The following is a 16081-nucleotide window of genomic DNA, read 5'->3' as shown; positions in this document are numbered from 1 at the left end:
CGGCCGACGGAGCATCGACGCCGCGCGATCCCCGGTTTCAACGACGCTTGTTCGATGGTTCGCGCCCGAAGCCCGAAGCCCGAAGCCCGAAGCCCGAAGCCCGACATCTCCCGGCGGAGTCCGGCCCCGGGCGACAGATCGTCCATGGAGCTTGCCTCGCCTGGGCGCGCCTCCCTGGGGCGTGCGCCGCCCATGGGAGCGTTGTCGAAACCACGCGGCAGGGGAGGCGCATTCCAGGGCGCTCAAGGGCGGGCGAAGACAGGTTGCCGCTCGCCGGCTGTCCGCTCGACTCCGAAGATGGTCCGGGGCAGTGGCTCGACGCGCGACGCGCGTCGAAAGCCGAGGCGCGGGTCCGCATCCGCTTGCGCCGCCCGGCGCCGGCCGGCCGTGCAAGCCCTCCGGCGTGCCACGGTCGGCCGCTCGCCGCCGTTTCCGCTGACCCGTCCAAAGAAAAACCCCGACGCCCGCGGTCGGCGGGCGCCGGGGGTGCGTCCCGCGCGTCGTCGGCCGCCTTCCTGAAGGCATGCCGGCGGCGCCGCGGATCCGTCGCGGGCCCGGGGGTTCGCCCGGTCCCCGCCACGGCGCGCGCCCGGCCCGGCGGCCGACCCGTCGGCGCCTTGCGGGGCCCGGGCGCGTCCTTCGCGGCCCGGCGTCGGGCGGAGAGGGGTCTCCGCATCGCGCCGGGCGAGGCGTCCGGCCCCCGCCGGATCCGCCTCCCGTCCATCGCGCGCCGACCGGCCGCCGCGCGCCCCGCGCCGGTCCTGCCGGCGGGGCGCGGGCGCGGCGGCTCGGCCGCGCGGCCCGAACCGCCCGCGGCGTCTGGCCTGCGGCGGTCCGTGCGTTGTCTGGACGTCGTCCGGACTTCGATCCGGGCGGCCGCGCGGCGGGGGTTCACCCCTCGTCGCGGCCCATCGTTCCATCGATCCCCCCGCGCGGTCCGCCGATCCGGCCGACCCGTCCGGTCCGCGCCGTCTCCGGTCCCGCGCGGCGCGTCCTGCGCCGGGGATGCCTCGCTCCGCCGGAGGCCCCCGCCTCCGTCGCCCAGGCCGGGTTATCGGGTGATTCCCTTTCCCAAGCCTTGCCGTCGCCGCCCCGGACGCCGCTTTTCTCCCGCCAACGCCCTGTTTCCCTTGCGCTCCCCCCTCCGCCGGCCGCCCCCGCGCGCCTGCGTCCGCTTGCCCTTCGCGCCGCGGCGCGGCATATGCGGGCGGAAGGCTTCTGGAGGGCGACCGACATGCTCGCGCGAATCTACCGTCCGGCGAAGACCGCCATGCAGTCCGGCGTGGCCCGCACCCAGACCTGGGTGCTGGAATTCGCGCCCGAACAGGCCCAGCGCATCGATCCGCTGATGGGCTGGACCGGCGGCGGCAGCACGCAGAACCAGGTGCGGATCGAATTCCCCAGCAAGGAGGCCGCGCTGGACTACGCCCAGCGTCACGGCATCCCCGCCCAGGTGACCGAGCCGAAGGAGCGCAAGCCCAACGTGCGCCCCAAGGGCTACGGCTCGAACTTCGCCTACGATCGCCGGGGCGCCTGGACGCACTGAGCCGCGCCCGCGCCCACGAAAAACGCCGCGCCCCCCAGGCGCGGCGTTTTCGTTTCAGGCGCCGGGCAGGGCCCGGCCCCTCAGCCCCGCGCGATCCAGCCGCCGCCCAGCACCCGCGTGCCCTCGGTCGCGTAGAAGACGCAGGCCTGGCCGGGGGCCACGCCCTGTTCGGCCGCCGCCAGCTCCACCTCCACGCCGCCGCCGGGCAGGGGGCGCAGGCGCGCCGGCGCCGGCGGGCGGGTGGAGCGGACGCGGGCCTCGATCTCCCAGCCGCCCTCGGGCGCGTCCTCGAGCGGCGCGTCGCCCAGCCAGTTCACCTCCCTGAGCGGGATGCGCCGCACCCCCAGCGCCTCCCGCGGGCCCACGATCACGCGCCGGGTCTCGGGGTCGAGGCGAATCACGTGCAGCGGCTCGCCGGTCGCGATCCCCAGCCCCCGCCGCTGGCCGACGGTGAAGCGCAGCAGGCCCGCGTGCTCGCCCAGCACGCGGCCGTCGAGATGCACGATCTCGCCCGGCTCCGCCGCGCCGGGGCGCAGCTTCTCGATCACCGCGGCGTAATCGCCGTTGGGCACGAAGCAGATGTCCTGCGAATCGGGTTTGTCGGCGACGCCCAGCCCGAACTCCGCCGCCAGCGCCCGGGTCTGCGCCTTCGAGCCGAAGCCCCCCAGCGGGAAGCGCAGGTACTCCAGCTGCGCGCGCGTGGTGGCGAAGAGGAAATAGCTCTGGTCGCGCGCGGGGTCCGCGCCGCGGTGCAGCTCGGGCCCGTTCGGCCCCTCGATCCGCTGCACGTAGTGGCCGGTCGCCAGGCAGTCGGCGTCGAGCTCGCGCGCCGTCTCCAGCAGGTCGCGGAACTTCACCCGCTCGTTGCAGCGCACGCAGGGAATCGGCGTCGCGCCCGCCAGGTAGCTGTCGGCGAAGTCGTCGATCACCGCCTCGCGGAAGCGCGATTCGTAGTCGAGGACGTAGTGCGGGAACCCCGTCGCCTCGGCCACGCGGCGGGCGTCGTGGATGTCGCGGCCCGCGCAGCAGGCCCCCTTCTTCGCCAGCGCCGCGCCGTGGTCGTAGAGCTGCAGGGTCACGCCCACCACGTCGAACCCGTCGCGCGCCAGCATCGCGGCGACGACCGAGCTGTCGACGCCCCCCGACATCGCCGCGACCACGCGCGTCTGCGCCGCCGGCTTGGCGAAGCCGAGCGCGTTGGGGGCGGAAACGGGGGCGGCGAGGGTCATGTCAGGGCTCCGGATCATGCGCGCAGATAGCCTCGCGCCGGGATAGGAACAACCCGAGGCATCATGGTTTCCCGGGTTTACCTTCGTGAAATCGACCTCCGCTAGCTTCGGCCCCGGGTGAGTGAACAGCTTAGTGGAGCGAGAACCATGCGTACCGAAACCAACGTCCGTCCGGAGTCCGTCGTGGGTCCCGACGGCATGCGCATCACGCGCGCCGACCTGCCCAGCCCGACCACCCGCCGCTGGGTGGCGCGGCGCAAGGCGGCCGTCGTCGCCGCGGTGAAGGGCGGCCTGATCACCGCCGAGGAGGCCCGCCGCACCTGGCAGCTGTCGGAGGAGGAGCTCGACGGCTGGCTCGAGGCGGTGTCCCAGCACGGCATCAACGCGCTGCGCACCACGGCGATCCAGCGCTATCGTTCAACCAGAAGCTGACAATCCCGCTTAACTCGCGTTAAGGTGGTAACAGACCGTTTACCTTTATGACGCAGGGTCGGAGGACGCACTCATTCCTGCACGGAGGAGCGTATATGCGCGTACTTCTGATCGAAGACGATCCGGCAACGGCGCAGAGCATCGAGTTGATGCTCCGCAACGCGAACCTGAACGTCTACGCCACCGACCTTGGCGAGGAAGGCATCGACCTCGCCAAGCTCTATGACTACGACCTGATCCTGCTGGATCTGAACCTTCCGGACATGACCGGCTACGACGTGTTGAAGAAGCTTCGCGTGGCGAAGATCAACACGCCGATCCTGATCCTGACCGGGCTCGACGACACCGAGCACAAGATCAAGGGGTTCGGATTCGGCACCGACGACTACCTGACCAAGCCCTTCAACCGGGACGAGCTGATCGCGCGGATCCACGCGATCGTGCGCCGTTCGAAAGGCCACGCCCAGTCGATCATCGAGACGGGTAAGATCAAGGTGAACCTCGACGCCAAGACGGTGGAGGTCGCGGGGCATCCCGTCCACCTCACCGGCAAGGAGTATCAGATCCTCGAGCTGCTGAGCCTGCGCAAGGGCACCACGCTGACCAAGGAGATGTTCCTCAACCATCTCTACGGCGGCATGGACGAGCCGGAGCTGAAGATCATCGACGTCTTCATCTGCAAGCTGCGCAAGAAGCTGTCGGGCGCCACCGGCGGCGACAACTACATCGAGACGGTCTGGGGCCGCGGCTACGTGCTGCGCGACCCGACGCCGATGGCCGAGCCGCTGGCCGCGGCCGAGGTCGGGTAGACCCCGGGCCGCGACCCGACGTCGGTTCCCCGGGGGCAGAAGCCCCGGCGGTGGCGGCGAAGCTTGACGGGCGGTTGGCCGGCCTACATGACGAGCGTTCCGAAATCCGGGAGGATCGCATGTCGGCCGAAAACGTGCAGGACGCCGAACCCAACCCGAAGCCCCGCACCGACGCGAGCGCCGAACCCGGCGCCGGCCCCGCGGCCGGCGCCGAAGCCGCGTCCGAAGGCTCGGAAGACGCGGCGCCCGGGCGCGAGCGGGGCGAGGGGCTCGACCTCGACGCCGGCGCCCATGGCGACACGCCCGTGGACGCGCTGGACGAGACCGCCGCGCGGGCCGAGCTCGCGCGCCTCGCCGACCTGCTCGGCCGGCTCGACAGCGCCTATCACCAGGACGACGCGCCCCTCGTCGACGACGCGGACTACGACGCGCTCAAGCGCCGCAACCGCGAGATCGAGGCCCGCTTCCCGGGCCTGAAGCGCGAGGATTCCCCCTCCGACCGCGTCGGCGCCGCCCCCTCCGAGGGCTTCGGCAAGATCCGTCACCGCGTGCGGATGATGAGCCTGTCCAACGCCTTCGACGACGCCGACGCGGCCGATTTCGTCGACCAGGTGCGCCGCTTCCTGGGCCTCTCGGCCGAGGACGAGGTGGCGCTGGTGGCCGAGCCCAAGATCGACGGCCTCTCCCTCTCGCTGCGCTACGAGAACGGCGCCCTGGTCGAGGCCGCCACCCGCGGCGACGGCGAGACCGGCGAGAACGTCACCGCCAACGCCCTCACCGTCGCCGACATCCCCGAGACGCTGACCGGCGCGCCCGAGATCCTCGAGGTCCGGGGCGAGGTCTACATGTCCCACGCCGACTTCGCCGCGCTGAACGCCCGCCAGGCGGAGGCCGGCGCCAAGACCTTCGCCAACCCGCGCAACGCCGCCGCCGGATCGCTGCGCCAGCTCGACAGCTCGATCACCGCCGCCCGCCCGCTGCGCTTCTTCGCCTATTCCTGGGGGGAGCTCTCGGAGCCGCTTTCCGACACCCAGGCGGGCGCCCTGAAGCGCCTGGAAAGCCTCGGCTTCCAGGTGAACCCGCTGGCGGAGCGCGTGACCTCGATCGACGCGGCGCTGGCGCATTACCGGCGCATCGAGGCCGACCGCGCCGGCCTCGGCTACGACATCGACGGCGTCGTCTACAAGGTCGACCGGCTGGACTGGCAGCAGCGGCTGGGCTTCCGCTCGGCCACGCCCCGCTGGGCCATCGCGCACAAGTTCCCCGCCGAGCTCGCCACCACCGTGCTCGAGGACATCGAGATCCAGGTGGGCCGCACCGGCGCCCTCTCCCCCGTCGCGCGCCTCAGGCCCGTGACGGTGGGCGGCGTCGTCGTCTCCAACGCCACGCTGCACAACGAGGACTACATCGCCGGCCGCGGCGCCAAGGGCGAGCCGATCCGCGAGGGGCGCGACCTGCGCGTGGGCGACACCGTCACCGTCTACCGCGCCGGCGACGTGATCCCCAAGGTGCTGGACGTCGACCTCTCCCGCCGCCCCGCCGACGCCCAACCCTGGACCCCGCCCGAGACCTGCCCCGCCTGCGGCTCCCCCGCGGTGCGCGAGCCGGGCGAGGCCGTGCGCCGCTGCACCGGCGGCCTGGTCTGCCCCGCCCAACAGGTCGAGCGACTGCGCCATTTCGTGTCGCGCAACGCGCTCGACATCGAGGGGCTGGGCGCCAAGCAGGTGGAGCTGTTCCACGCCCTGAACTGGATCGCCGAGCCCGCCGACATCTTCACGCTCCAGTCCCGCGACGCCTCGGGCAAGCTGCTCTCCGACGCCGCCGGGTTCATCGAGACGCTGGCCGGCCTCGAGCGTCGCGACCAGCTCGCCGACGACTACCGCGCCCTGCTGGCCCCGCTGGGGATCGAGATCCCCCAGGGCGAGACCGGCCCCGCCCTCGACGCCGTGGTCGAGGCGCTGACCGCTCTCTCCGCCACGCCGCTGGCGGAGGTGAAGAGCTTCGGCGAGACCTCGGCGCGCAACCTCTTCGCCTCCATCGAGGCGCGGCGCGAGATCGACCTCAACCGCCTGATCTTCGGCCTCGGCATCCGCCATGTCGGCGAGGTGGCGGCGATGGACCTCGCGCGGCTCTACGGCGGCTGGGACGAGATGGCCCGGGCCCTCGACCTCGCCCGTCCCGCCGCCCTCGCCCACCGCGCCGCCGACGCGGCCGAGCTGGAGGAGCGGGCCGCCGCCCAGTCCGAAGGCCGCCGCGCCGCCCTCTCCAAGGCCCGCAAGGCCGCGTGGGAGGCGGCCGAGGTCCCGCCCGAGGCCGAGGCCGCCTGGCGCCACCTGGTCGACGCCGACGGCATCGGCCCGACGCTCGCCCTCTCGCTCTCCGACGGCTTCGCGGGGACGGAGGAGCGCGCCGCCATCGACCGCCTCGCCGCCCACCTGACCCCGATCCCGCCCGAGGCGCAGGCCACCGACAGCCCCGTCGTCGGCCAGACCGTGGTCTTCACCGGCAAGCTCGAGAAGATGACCCGGCAGGAGGCCAAGGCCCGGGCGGAGTCGCTGGGCGCCAAGGTGGCGGGCTCGGTCTCCGCCAAGACCGACCTCGTCGTGGCCGGGCCGGGCGCCGGCTCCAAGCTCAAGGACGCCGAGAAGCACGGGGTGAAGGTCATCTCCGAGGACGACTGGATCGCGATGGTCGGCGCCTGATACGATCTGCGGCGCGGCCCCGGCCCCGAGAAAGCGAGAGATGACCGAGATCGAGCTCAAGTTCCTGCTGGACGCGGCGGGGGAGAAGGCGCTGCGCGCCTCCCCCGCGCTCAAGGCCCTGTCCGACGGGCCGGGGCGGCGGCGCAAGCTGCGCTCGATCTATTTCGACACGCCCGCGCGCGACCTGCGCGCCGCCGGCTTCGCCCTGCGCCTGCGCAAGGTGGGGCGGGGCTGGGTGCAGACGGTGAAGGCGGGCAGCCACGCCTCCGGCGCCGGCCTCTTCTCGATGCGCGAGGCCGAGACGCCGGCGCCGGGCGGGCGGCTCGACCTCGATCTGGTGCCCGACGCGGCCCTGCGCGAGGCGGTGCGCAGCGTGCTGGGCGACGCCCCCCTCAACCCGGTGTTCGAGACGCTGATCGACCGCACCGAGCGGGCGCTGGTCACCGCGCAGGGGGAGGTCGAGCTCGCCATCGACATCGGCGAGGTGGTGGCGGGCGAGGCGCGCGTGGCCTTCCGCGAGGCGGAGCTGGAGCTGAAGTCCGGCGCCCCCGCCGCGATCTACGAGATCGCCCGCGCCCTGTTCGAGGCCGTGCCCGCCCGTTTCTCAGAGATGTCGAAGGCCGGGCGCGGCCACGCGCTGTCCGCCGGCCTGCCCGCGCTGCCGGCGGAGGCCCCGCGGCGGGCGACGAAGCCCCGCCTCGATCCGGAGGACACGACCGAGGCCGCGGCGGCGACGATCCTGCGCGAATGCCTCGCCCAGGTGGACGCCAACGCCGCCCTCTGCCTCGCCTCCGACGATCCCGGCGGGCCGCACCAGCTGCGCGTGGGCCTGCGCCGGGCGCGCTCGGCCCTGTCGCTGTTCGGCGCCGCCCTCGACGGGCCGCAGGCTCAGGCGCTGGGGGCGGCGGCGCGCGACCTCGCGGCGGTGGCCGGGGACCTGCGCGACCTCGACGTGCTGGCGACCGAGATCCTCGCCCCCGCCGCCGCCCGCGCCCCCGCCGACGCCGAGGGCCACGCGGCGCTGGCCGAGGAGGTCGCCCGCCGCCGGGGCGAGGCGCGCGAGGCCCTGCGCGCCGCCCTCGCCGGCGCGGAGGCGCGGCGCCTGCTGATCGACCTCTCCGCCTTCATCGAGCTGCGCGGCTGGCTGCGCCCCGCCGACCACGCCCAGACCCGCCAGCTCGCCCGCCCCGCCGGCGCGACCGCCGCGGCGGCCCTGTCGAAGCGCTGGAAGAAGGTGCGCAAGACCGCGCGGGAGCTCGAGAGCCTCGACATCGAGGCGCGCCACGAGCTTCGCAAATCGCTCAAGAAGCTGCGCTACGGCGTGGATTTCTTCGGCCCCATGTGGCCCGAGGAGACGGTCGCCCCCTACGCCAAGGCCCTGCGCAAGCTGCAGAACGTCTTCGGCTCGCTCAACGACGCCGCCATGGCCGAGGCGCGGCTCGAAGGCCCGGGCGCCCCCTGCGCGGACGACCCCGCCGCCCAGCGCGCCGTCGGCCGCCTGCTCGGCCGGCTCGAGATGCAGGCCGAGGCCGACTGGTCCAAGGCCCTCGTCCGCTGGCAGGCGCTGGAGGCGCTGAAACCCTTCTGGAAATGAAAACGGGCCCCCGCGGGGGCCCGTCCGAAACCGCCGGGGCGCCGCCTCAGGCCGGATCGCCCTCGATCGAGCCCGAGTTGCCGCGATAGCGCATCGAGGCGGTGGCGGTCGCGATCAGCGCGCCCGTGTCGTCGGTCAGCCGCGCCTCGGCGAAGTAGCTCTTGCGCCCGCCGCCGGTCACCCGGCCCTCGGCGATCAGCGTCTTGCCGGCGGGCCGGCCGATGTAGTTCACCGTCAGCGACAGCGTCATCACCTTGCGCGCCCGCCCGGGGTAGGGGCACCAGCTGCCGGCGAAGCCCATGGCGGTGTCCAGCAGGGTCGCGTGCACGCCGCCGTGGGGCAGGCCCTGGCGGTTCTGGTGGCGCGTCTCCAGCGGCATCTCCACCCGGCAGAAGTCCCGCTCCCACTGCACGATCTCGTAGCCGAGAAGGTCCTGGTAGGGGTAGGTCGCCTCGGCGGCGATGGGGTCGTAGTCCTGCGGCGGCTCGCCAAGGATCTCGGCGGTCTTCATGCGGCGAAGCTCCGTCTGTTGGGGGGCGCGTGTCGCGTCCTGCCGACCGGGCGGCAGGTCGAGCGTGTCGCGCCCAGAATCCGCCGCGCGGCTGCGCCGGTCAACCCGCCCGCGCCGCGGCACGTCGTCTCGCAGGTGCAGCATCGCGGGCCGGATCGCGCCGCGCCCCGCCCGGCCCGCGCGCCATACCGCGGGGCGGAGCCCCAAGGCCCTTCCCGCGCGCCGCCCGCGCCTCCGCGTGCGCACCGGCCCATACCGGACGATTGAAAACCGCGCGGCGCGCTTCTAGCGTCGGATCGCCCGGCGCCGGCGCCCCCGCCGTCGGCTCCGCCCCCCGCACCGGGAGACCCGAGATGACCGACGTCGACGCCGCCCGTCCCCGCCACCCCTGGGAGGCGCACTATCCCCAGGGCGTCCGCTGGTCCGTCCCGCTGGTCGCGCAGACCGTGCCGCAGCTCCTGCGCGACTCCGCCGCCCTCCACGCCGGGCGCCCCGCGCTGATCCACCGGGAGACCTCGCTCACCTGGGACCAGCTCGCCGGCCGCGCCTGGCAGGTGGCCAACGCGCTGGCCCGCGACGGGCTGGGCCGCGGCGACGCGGTGGCGATCTACCTGCCCAACACGCCCTTCCATCCCGCCTTCTTCTTCGGCGCGCTGGCCGCCGACCTGCGGGTGACCATGCTCAGCCCGCTCGACCCCATACGGGTGCTGGCCCACAAGATCGAGGACTCGGGCGCCAAAACCCTCGTCACCCTCAACCTGCCCGAGATGACCGACATGGCCGTGCGCCTGCTCGACCAGGGCGCGTGCGAGCGGGTGATCCTGTGCGACGAGGACGACTGGGGCCCGTTCCCCGCCCCGCTGGCCGAGACGCCGGGCCGCGCCGACGTGATCCGCTTCGCCGACTGGACCGACGGCGTGCCCACGACCGAGCCCGACCTCGACGGCGATCCGAACGACGTGGCCCTGCTGCAATACACCGGCGGCACCACCGGCCTGCCCAAGGGCGCGATGCTCAGCCACGCCAACCTGCTCGCCGCCGTCGCCGCCGTGCGGGAGTGGTCGGACGCGACCTACGGCACGCCCGACCGGCAGGTCACGCTCTGCGTCCTGCCGCTGTTCCACATCTACGCGCTGATCGTGATCCTGCTCTCCTCCACCCGGCTGGGCGGGACGATCGTGCTGCGCATGCGCTTCGACGCCGGCCAGACCCTGCACGACATCGAGCATCACCGCGTCACCTACTTCCCCGGCGTGCCGACCATGTGGATCGCCATGGCCAACCACCCCGAGATGGAGACGCGCGACATCTCCTCGCTCAGGAACTGCGGCTCGGGCGGGGCGCCGCTGCCCGTCGAGGTGCAGATGAAGTTCGAGCGCGCCACGGGCCTGCCGATCCTCGGCGGCTGGGGGATGACCGAGACGGCGGCCGCCGGCACCTCGATCCCCCGCGGCATGCACCTCGCCAAGCCCGGCACCATCGGCGTGCCGCTGCCCAACATCGAACTCAAGGTGGTCGACGCCGACGACCCCGCCCGCGACCTGCCCCCCGGCGAGGTCGGCGAGATCGCGGTGCGCGGCCCCAACATCTCGTCGGGCTACTGGAACCGCCACGACGCCACCGCCGAGAGCCAGATCGGCGAGGGCTGGTTCCTGACCGGCGACGTGGGCCGCATGGACGCCGACGGCTTCTTCTGGCTGGTCGACCGCAAGAAGGACCTGATCCTCTCGGGCGGCTTCAACGTCTATCCCCAGATGATCGAGCAGGCGATCTACGAGCACCCCTCGGTCGCCGAGTGCATCGTGATCGGCCGCCCCGACCCCTACCGGGGCGAGAGCGCGGGCGCCTTCGTGACTCTCAAGCCGGGGCACGAGCCGTTCAGCCTCGAAAGCCTCCAGGCCTTCCTCAAGGACCGGCTGGGCCGGCATGAGATCCCGCGCACGCTGGTGTTCCGCGACGTGCTGCCCCGCACCCCGGTCGGCAAGCTCTCGCGCAAGGACCTGCGCGACGAGGTGACGGCCGAGGAGGCCGCGGCCGAGGCTCAGGCGGCCGCGTCGTAAAGCGCGCGGTAGCGCCGGGCCATCCGCTCCGGCGCGAACCGCTCCAGCGTGCGGGTCTGCAGCGGGCCGGCGAGGGCCACGCGGCGCGCCTCGTCGGTCAGCATCACCCCGATGCGCTGGGCCAGCGCGCCGGGCTCCGCCTCGGTCAGCAGCGCGTCGGCGTCGGGCTCCAGCACCCCGCGCAGGGGCGGGATGTCGAAGCCCATCACCAGGGCGCCGGCCATCGCCGCCTCGATCGCGACCGTCGGCAGCCCCTCCCAGCGGGAGGTCATCGCCAGCGCCTTGGCCCGGCCCATCATGGCCAGCGTCTCGGGCGAGGGCAGGCCGTCGTGGCGGGTGAAGTTCTCCAGCCCCAGCCGCGCGGCCATGGCGTCGACCTCCGCGGCCATCTCGCCCGCGCCGATCATCGCGACCCGCGGCGCCTGCCCGCCGATGCGGGGCAGGGCGGCGACCGTCTCGACGAAGGCCTGCGGCCATTTCTGGTAGACCAGCCGCCCCACGAACAGCACGTCCACGTCGCGCGGCGCGTCCGGGGCGGGGGCGGGCACGCGCATGCCGTTCTCGATCACCTCGGCCGGGCCGCGGTGGCGCAGGCCATGGGCCTTCGCCAGCGCCTGGTCCTCGTGGCTCACGAAGGCGGTGCCGTCCACGCGCCGGGCCAGCAGGTGCTCGATCTTCCTGCGCATCCCCAGCGGCCCGGGCTGGGCGAGGCCGTGGAACCCGTGCACCGTGTAGACGACCTTCAGCCTCGGCCGCGCCAGCTTGGCGAGGCTGGCCGCCATCGCGGCGCGGCTGCCGTGGGCATGGGCCACGTCGCCGGGCTTCGCATGACGCAGGATGTCGGCGGCCATCGCGGCGGGGGAGCCGCGGCCGGGGAACGCGCCGATCCGGTGGGGCAGGCCCGCGAAGACCTCGCGCATGCGCGCGTCGGCGTTGGCCGGCAGCAGGGCCTGGTGGCCCTCGGTCTCGCCGATCTCCGCGAACGCCTGCAGCAGGCGCGCGATCATCACGCCGCCGCCGCCCAGCTCGTGATCCGGCATGATGTGCAGCACGCCCATCTCGGCCCCTTCGCCCCGTTTCGCTCACGAAACTGGTAGCGCGACGCGGCCGCGCGCGCCACGGGCGCGACGCCGCGGCGGGCCCGGCGGCCGCGTCGGAACGGGGCGCCGCGCGCCCGCGATTCCGATACGAACCGCCGTCTCCGACCCCGACATACCCGCAAGAAGGTGCTGATTCCGGCCGAAAAGCGGCCGAATGGCGATTGTCGCAGGCGTCATGCTCTGGTTTAGTCGCCACGAACGCCGGCCAGGGGAAGGGAGCCCCGTACGTCGGCGTGAACATCGCAGGGAGGATCTCATGGAGAGACGCCAGTTTCTTAAGGGCGCCGCGCTTGGCGGCGTCGCCGCTTCCGCTTCCGCGCTCGCGGCTCCGGCCGTCGCGCAGTCGCGCAAGGAAATGATCATCGTGTCGACCTGGGGCCGGGACTTCCCCGGTCTGGGCACCTCGGCGCAGCGCCTGGCGGCGCGCATCACCGAGCTGTCCGAGGGTCGGATCGTCACCCAGTACTTCGCCGCCGGCGAGCGCGTGGGCGCCTTCGACGTGTTCGACGAGGTCGCCTCGGGGAACGCGCAGGCCTACATCGGCGCGGACTACTACTGGGTCGGCAAGCACCCGGCCTGGGCCTACTTCACCTCGGTGCCGTTCGGCATGACCAACACCGAGTGGAACGCCTGGATCAAGTTCAAGAACGGCCAGGCCCTGTGGGACGAGCTGGCCGGCGAGTTCGGCCTCAAGTGCCTGCCCTGCGGCGCCACCGGCACCCAGGCCGGCGGCTGGTTCAACAAGCTGATCGAGACCCCGGACGACCTGCGCGGCCTGAAGATGCGCATCCCCGGCCTCGGCGGCTCGGTGATGTCGAAGCTGGGCGTCTCCACCGTCTCGCTGCCCGGCGGCCAGATCTACGAGAACCTGGTCTCCGGCGCCATCGAGGCGACCGAGTGGGTCGGTCCCTACAACGACTACTTCATGAAGCTCTACGAGGCCGCCAAGTACTACTACACCGGCGGCATGCACGAGCCGGGCGGCGGCCTGTCCTTCGGCATGAACGGCCAGTTCTGGGCGGACTGCTCCGCCTGGGAGAAGGCGCTGCTGACCGCCTGCTGCTACGAGGAGCTCGCCAACCAGGCCGAGGAGGCGATCGCCAACAACGGCGTCTACCTCAACCGCCTGGTCAACGATCACGGCGTGCAGGTCGAGGCGTTCTCGGACGAGGTCTGGGACGCCTTCGGCGAGGCCTCCGAGGAGGTCTTCGAGGAGACGGCCGATCACTCGCCGCTCGCCAAGAAGATCAACGACGACTTCCAGGCGGCGCTCCGCGAGGAAGGCCGGTTCATGAAGAACTTCGAGATCACCTTCACCAACCAGCGCAACCGCGTGCTGGGGATCTGATCCCGGTCTGAACCGACGGCGCCGCCTCCGGGGCGGCGCCGCTTCCGGCGGACGTTCGCGGCCCCCGGGCCCGGCCGTCCGCCGTTCCGATTTCCCGGGGCCCCGCCCCTCGTCCGCCCCGGCGCGGACGGGGCGGAGCCTCTTCCCGAACGCGGCCCCGCGGCGCGCCCTGCGCGCCCGGTCGGGGCCGCGGACGACGGCCGTCGCGAGGCGGCCGGTCACGCAGGGCGGCGCGACGCGAAGCGCGCGATGGGCGAGGGTCAGGCCATCTCGGAGCGAGGCGACCATCACGACGGCCGCGAGGGCGGCGCGGATCCGATGCCGGGCCCTGCGGCGCAGCTTCCGCTGCGTCGAGCGCCTGCCAAGCCCCTGACGTTGCGGCAAATGTCGCGAAAAAGCACGGTCTCCTTAGAAAATTGCGCCCGGCTGCATTGCAGCGCAACGGGCGCGACGGTAACTCCGCGGCGTTCAACGGGCCGGGCGCTTGCGCCGGCCTCTCCCACGACCGCAGGAGTTCCCGATGGATCGTCGCCTGTTCCTGAAGGGCGCCGCGCTGGGCGGCGTCGCCGCCCCGGCCCTGGCCGCCCCCGCCCTCGCCCAGTCGCGCAAGGAGATGACCATCGTCTCCACCTGGCCGCGCGACTTCCCCGGCGTGGGCATGTCGGCGCAGCGCCTGGCGGAGAACATCACCCGCATCTCGAACGGCGCGATCGTCACCCAGTACTACGCCGCGGGCGAGCGGGTCGGCGCCTTCGACGCCTTCGACGAGGTCGCCTCGGGCAACGCCCAGGCCTACTCGGCGGCCGAGTACTACTGGGCCGGCAAGCACCCGGCCTTCTCCTACTTCTCCTCCGTGCCCTTCGGCATGACCAACCCGGAATGGGCCGCCTGGCTGAAGTTCCGCGGCGGGCAGGAGCTGTGGGACGAGCTCTCGGGCCAGTTCGGCATCAAGGCGGTGACGGCGGGCTCCACCGGCGCCCAGGCCGGCGGCTGGTTCAACAAGGAGATCGAGTCGGTCGACGACCTGCGCGGCCTGAAGATGCGCATCCCCGGTCTCGGCGGCTCGGTTATGTCCAAGCTCGGCGTCTCGGTGGTCGCGCTGCCCGGCGGCCAGATCTACGAGAACCTCGTCTCCGGCGCGATCGACGCGACCGAGTGGGTGGGGCCGTACAACGACTACTTCATGAAGTTCTACGACGCGGCCAAGTACTACTACACCGCCGGCATGCACGAGCCGGGCGGCGGGATGTGCATGGGCTTCAACGCGAAGTGGTGGGCCGACCTCTCGGAGGAGGAGCGCGCCATCATCACCGCGGCCTGCGAGCAGGAATTCGCGACCTCCTACAACGAGGCGACCGCGCTGAACGGCGAGTATCTGGACCGCATGGTCAACGACCACGGCGTCCAGCTGCGGACCTTCTCGGACGACGCCTGGGAGGGCTTCGGCGAGGCGGCCGAGACCGTCTTCGAGGAGACCGCGGACCACTCGGACCTGGCCGCGCGCATCAACGCCTCGTTCCAGGAGAACCTTCGCAGCCTCGCCGGCTACATGAAGGGCTTCGAGGTGTCGTTCGTGAACCAGCGGAACCGCGTGCTCGGGCTCTGACCCCGATGCATCGCTCGGCGGCCATCTTGACCGCCGGCAAGGGCTTGCGCTTGACTTCGATCGCGGGCGGGGGTTTTCCCCCGTCCGCGATTTTCTTTCCAGGGAGGTGCGGATGATCGCGGCCGACGACCCCACCCGGCGCATCGGGCGCGCGGGCGGAAACGATGGCGTGGACCGGTTGTTCCGGTGCCTCGCCTGGGCGAACCTGGCGGTGCTCGCCGCCTTCGTGATCCAGGTCTGGCTGGTCCAGATCGTCGGCGTCCCCGGTCCGGGCGAGGCGCTGGCCGGCGGGGGCGACCTGCGCTCCTGGCTGCTGGTGCTGATGTACCCGCTCGCGGCGCTGCTGGGCTGCGCGCTGGTCTTCCGCACGCCCGTCATCGGCCTGCGCGAGGACGCCGACCGCATCACCGGGTTCAACTTCTGGTTGCTGCGCGGCGCCTTCTTCGCGGTCCTCTACGTGGGCCTCGTCGACGCCGCGATCTCCTTCTTCCGGGTCGAGGGGATGCTGGCCGACCTCGTCGGCGCCGCGCTCGAGACCGAGCTCGGCCGCCCGCAGTTCCGCGGCGCCAACATCCACCTGCCGCTGATCGCGCTGGGCTTCCTGACCGCCTGCTTCACGCGCACGCTGGGCTTCACCTGGCTGGCCCTGCTGATCGTGATCGCCGAGCTGCTGATCGTGATCACGCGCTTCATCTTCTCCTACGAGCAGTCGTTCATGGGCGACCTGGTGCGCTTCTGGTACGCGTCCCTGTTCCTGTTCGCCTCCGCCTACACCCTGCTCGAAGAAGGGCACGTGCGCGTGGACGTGTTCTACGCGGGCTTCCCCCTGAAGACGCGCGGGCTGGTCAACGCGGTCGGCGCGATCCTGCTGGGCACGGTGCTGTGCTGGGTGATCCTGGTGCTGGGCATGGGCTCCAAGACCTCGATCATCATGGCGCCGCTGCTGAACTTCGAGGTCACCCAGACCAACTTCGGCATGTACGTGAAGTACCTGATGGCCGGCTTCCTGGCGGTCTTCGCGATCACCATGATGATCCAGTTCGCCGCGATGATGCTCGATGCCGTGGCCGACCGCCGCGGCGATCCGGGCCACAAGGAACACGAAGGGGCCTCCGCCTCCTGAGGCGCGACGAGGGACGAGCGA

12 protein-coding genes are annotated in these 16081 nt (G+C 72.6%); 9 read left to right on the top strand and 3 right to left on the bottom strand.

Annotated elements, in window-relative coordinates; translation table 11 throughout:
• Window positions 1–1234: 1234 nt before the first annotated feature.
• Entirely contained in the window at window positions 1235–1546 is a 312-nt protein-coding gene (locus tag P2H44_RS15915) for an ETC complex I subunit (protein WP_275764905.1), read from the top strand.
• An 80-nt stretch (window positions 1547–1626) separates the two neighbouring features.
• On the opposite strand, the gene mnmA is transcribed toward P2H44_RS15915, so the two are convergent.
• Window positions 1627–2775, bottom strand: coding sequence for a tRNA 2-thiouridine(34) synthase MnmA (gene mnmA / locus P2H44_RS15910; RefSeq protein WP_275764903.1), 1149 nt, complete (start codon window positions 2773–2775; stop codon window positions 1627–1629).
• Window positions 2776–2922: 147 nt separating this feature from the next.
• Between mnmA and sciP the strand changes: the two genes are divergently transcribed.
• The 4 genes from sciP (at window position 2923) to P2H44_RS15890 (ending at window position 8312) form a co-directional block, all read left to right on the top strand.
• Entirely contained in the window at window positions 2923–3207 is a 285-nt protein-coding gene (sciP, locus tag P2H44_RS15905; RefSeq protein ID WP_275764902.1) for a CtrA inhibitor SciP, read from the top strand.
• 95 nt (window positions 3208–3302) lie between these two features.
• Window positions 3303–4016: a response regulator transcription factor CtrA gene (gene ctrA, locus P2H44_RS15900; protein WP_275764900.1), complete on the top strand. Its 714-nt coding sequence runs from the start codon at window positions 3303–3305 to the stop codon at window positions 4014–4016.
• Between the two features lie 119 nt (window positions 4017–4135).
• Entirely contained in the window at window positions 4136–6718 is a 2583-nt protein-coding gene (ligA, locus tag P2H44_RS15895; RefSeq protein ID WP_275764899.1) for an NAD-dependent DNA ligase LigA, read from the top strand.
• Window positions 6719–6758: 40 nt separating this feature from the next.
• Window positions 6759–8312, top strand: coding sequence for a CYTH and CHAD domain-containing protein (locus P2H44_RS15890; protein ID WP_275764898.1), 1554 nt, complete (start codon window positions 6759–6761; stop codon window positions 8310–8312).
• 46 nt (window positions 8313–8358) lie between these two features.
• Here P2H44_RS15890 and P2H44_RS15885 read toward each other — a convergent pair whose 3' ends face one another.
• A complete protein-coding gene (locus P2H44_RS15885; protein WP_275764897.1) occupies window positions 8359–8823 on the bottom strand; it encodes a PaaI family thioesterase in 465 nt (154 codons plus the stop codon).
• Window positions 8824–9176: 353 nt separating this feature from the next.
• Between P2H44_RS15885 and P2H44_RS15880 the strand changes: the two genes are divergently transcribed.
• Window positions 9177–10883 carry an AMP-binding protein gene (locus tag P2H44_RS15880; protein WP_275764895.1) on the top strand — a complete coding sequence of 569 codons (1707 nt, stop codon included), beginning with the start codon at window positions 9177–9179 and terminating at the stop codon, window positions 10881–10883.
• On the opposite strand, the gene P2H44_RS15875 is transcribed toward P2H44_RS15880, so the two are convergent.
• The gene (locus P2H44_RS15875; protein WP_275764893.1) at window positions 10865–11941 is read right to left on the bottom strand and encodes a glycosyltransferase family 4 protein; all 1077 of its coding nucleotides are present in this window, start codon (window positions 11939–11941) and stop codon (window positions 10865–10867) included. The two genes, P2H44_RS15880 and P2H44_RS15875, sit on opposite strands and share 19 nt — an antisense overlap.
• 298 nt (window positions 11942–12239) lie before the next feature.
• Between P2H44_RS15875 and P2H44_RS15870 the strand changes: the two genes are divergently transcribed.
• From P2H44_RS15870 to P2H44_RS15860, 3 genes are all read left to right on the top strand, one after another.
• Entirely contained in the window at window positions 12240–13331 is a 1092-nt protein-coding gene (locus tag P2H44_RS15870; protein WP_275764892.1) for a TRAP transporter substrate-binding protein, read from the top strand.
• A gap of 520 nt (window positions 13332–13851) precedes the next feature.
• Window positions 13852–14937: a TRAP transporter substrate-binding protein gene (locus P2H44_RS15865; RefSeq protein WP_275764891.1), complete on the top strand. Its 1086-nt coding sequence runs from the start codon at window positions 13852–13854 to the stop codon at window positions 14935–14937.
• Between the two features lie 112 nt (window positions 14938–15049).
• Window positions 15050–16060 (top strand): TRAP transporter small permease subunit, encoded by a 1011-nt coding sequence (locus tag P2H44_RS15860; RefSeq protein WP_275764890.1) that lies wholly within the window; start codon window positions 15050–15052, stop codon window positions 16058–16060.
• The last annotated feature ends 21 nt before the right edge of the window (window positions 16061–16081 follow it).

Source organism: Albimonas marina (assembly GCF_029223255.1).
Taxonomy (GTDB): Bacteria; Pseudomonadota; Alphaproteobacteria; order Rhodobacterales; family Rhodobacteraceae; genus Albimonas.
The sequence above is the reverse complement of the archived record's forward strand: the minus strand, read 5'-3'. Positions and strand labels throughout refer to the sequence as shown.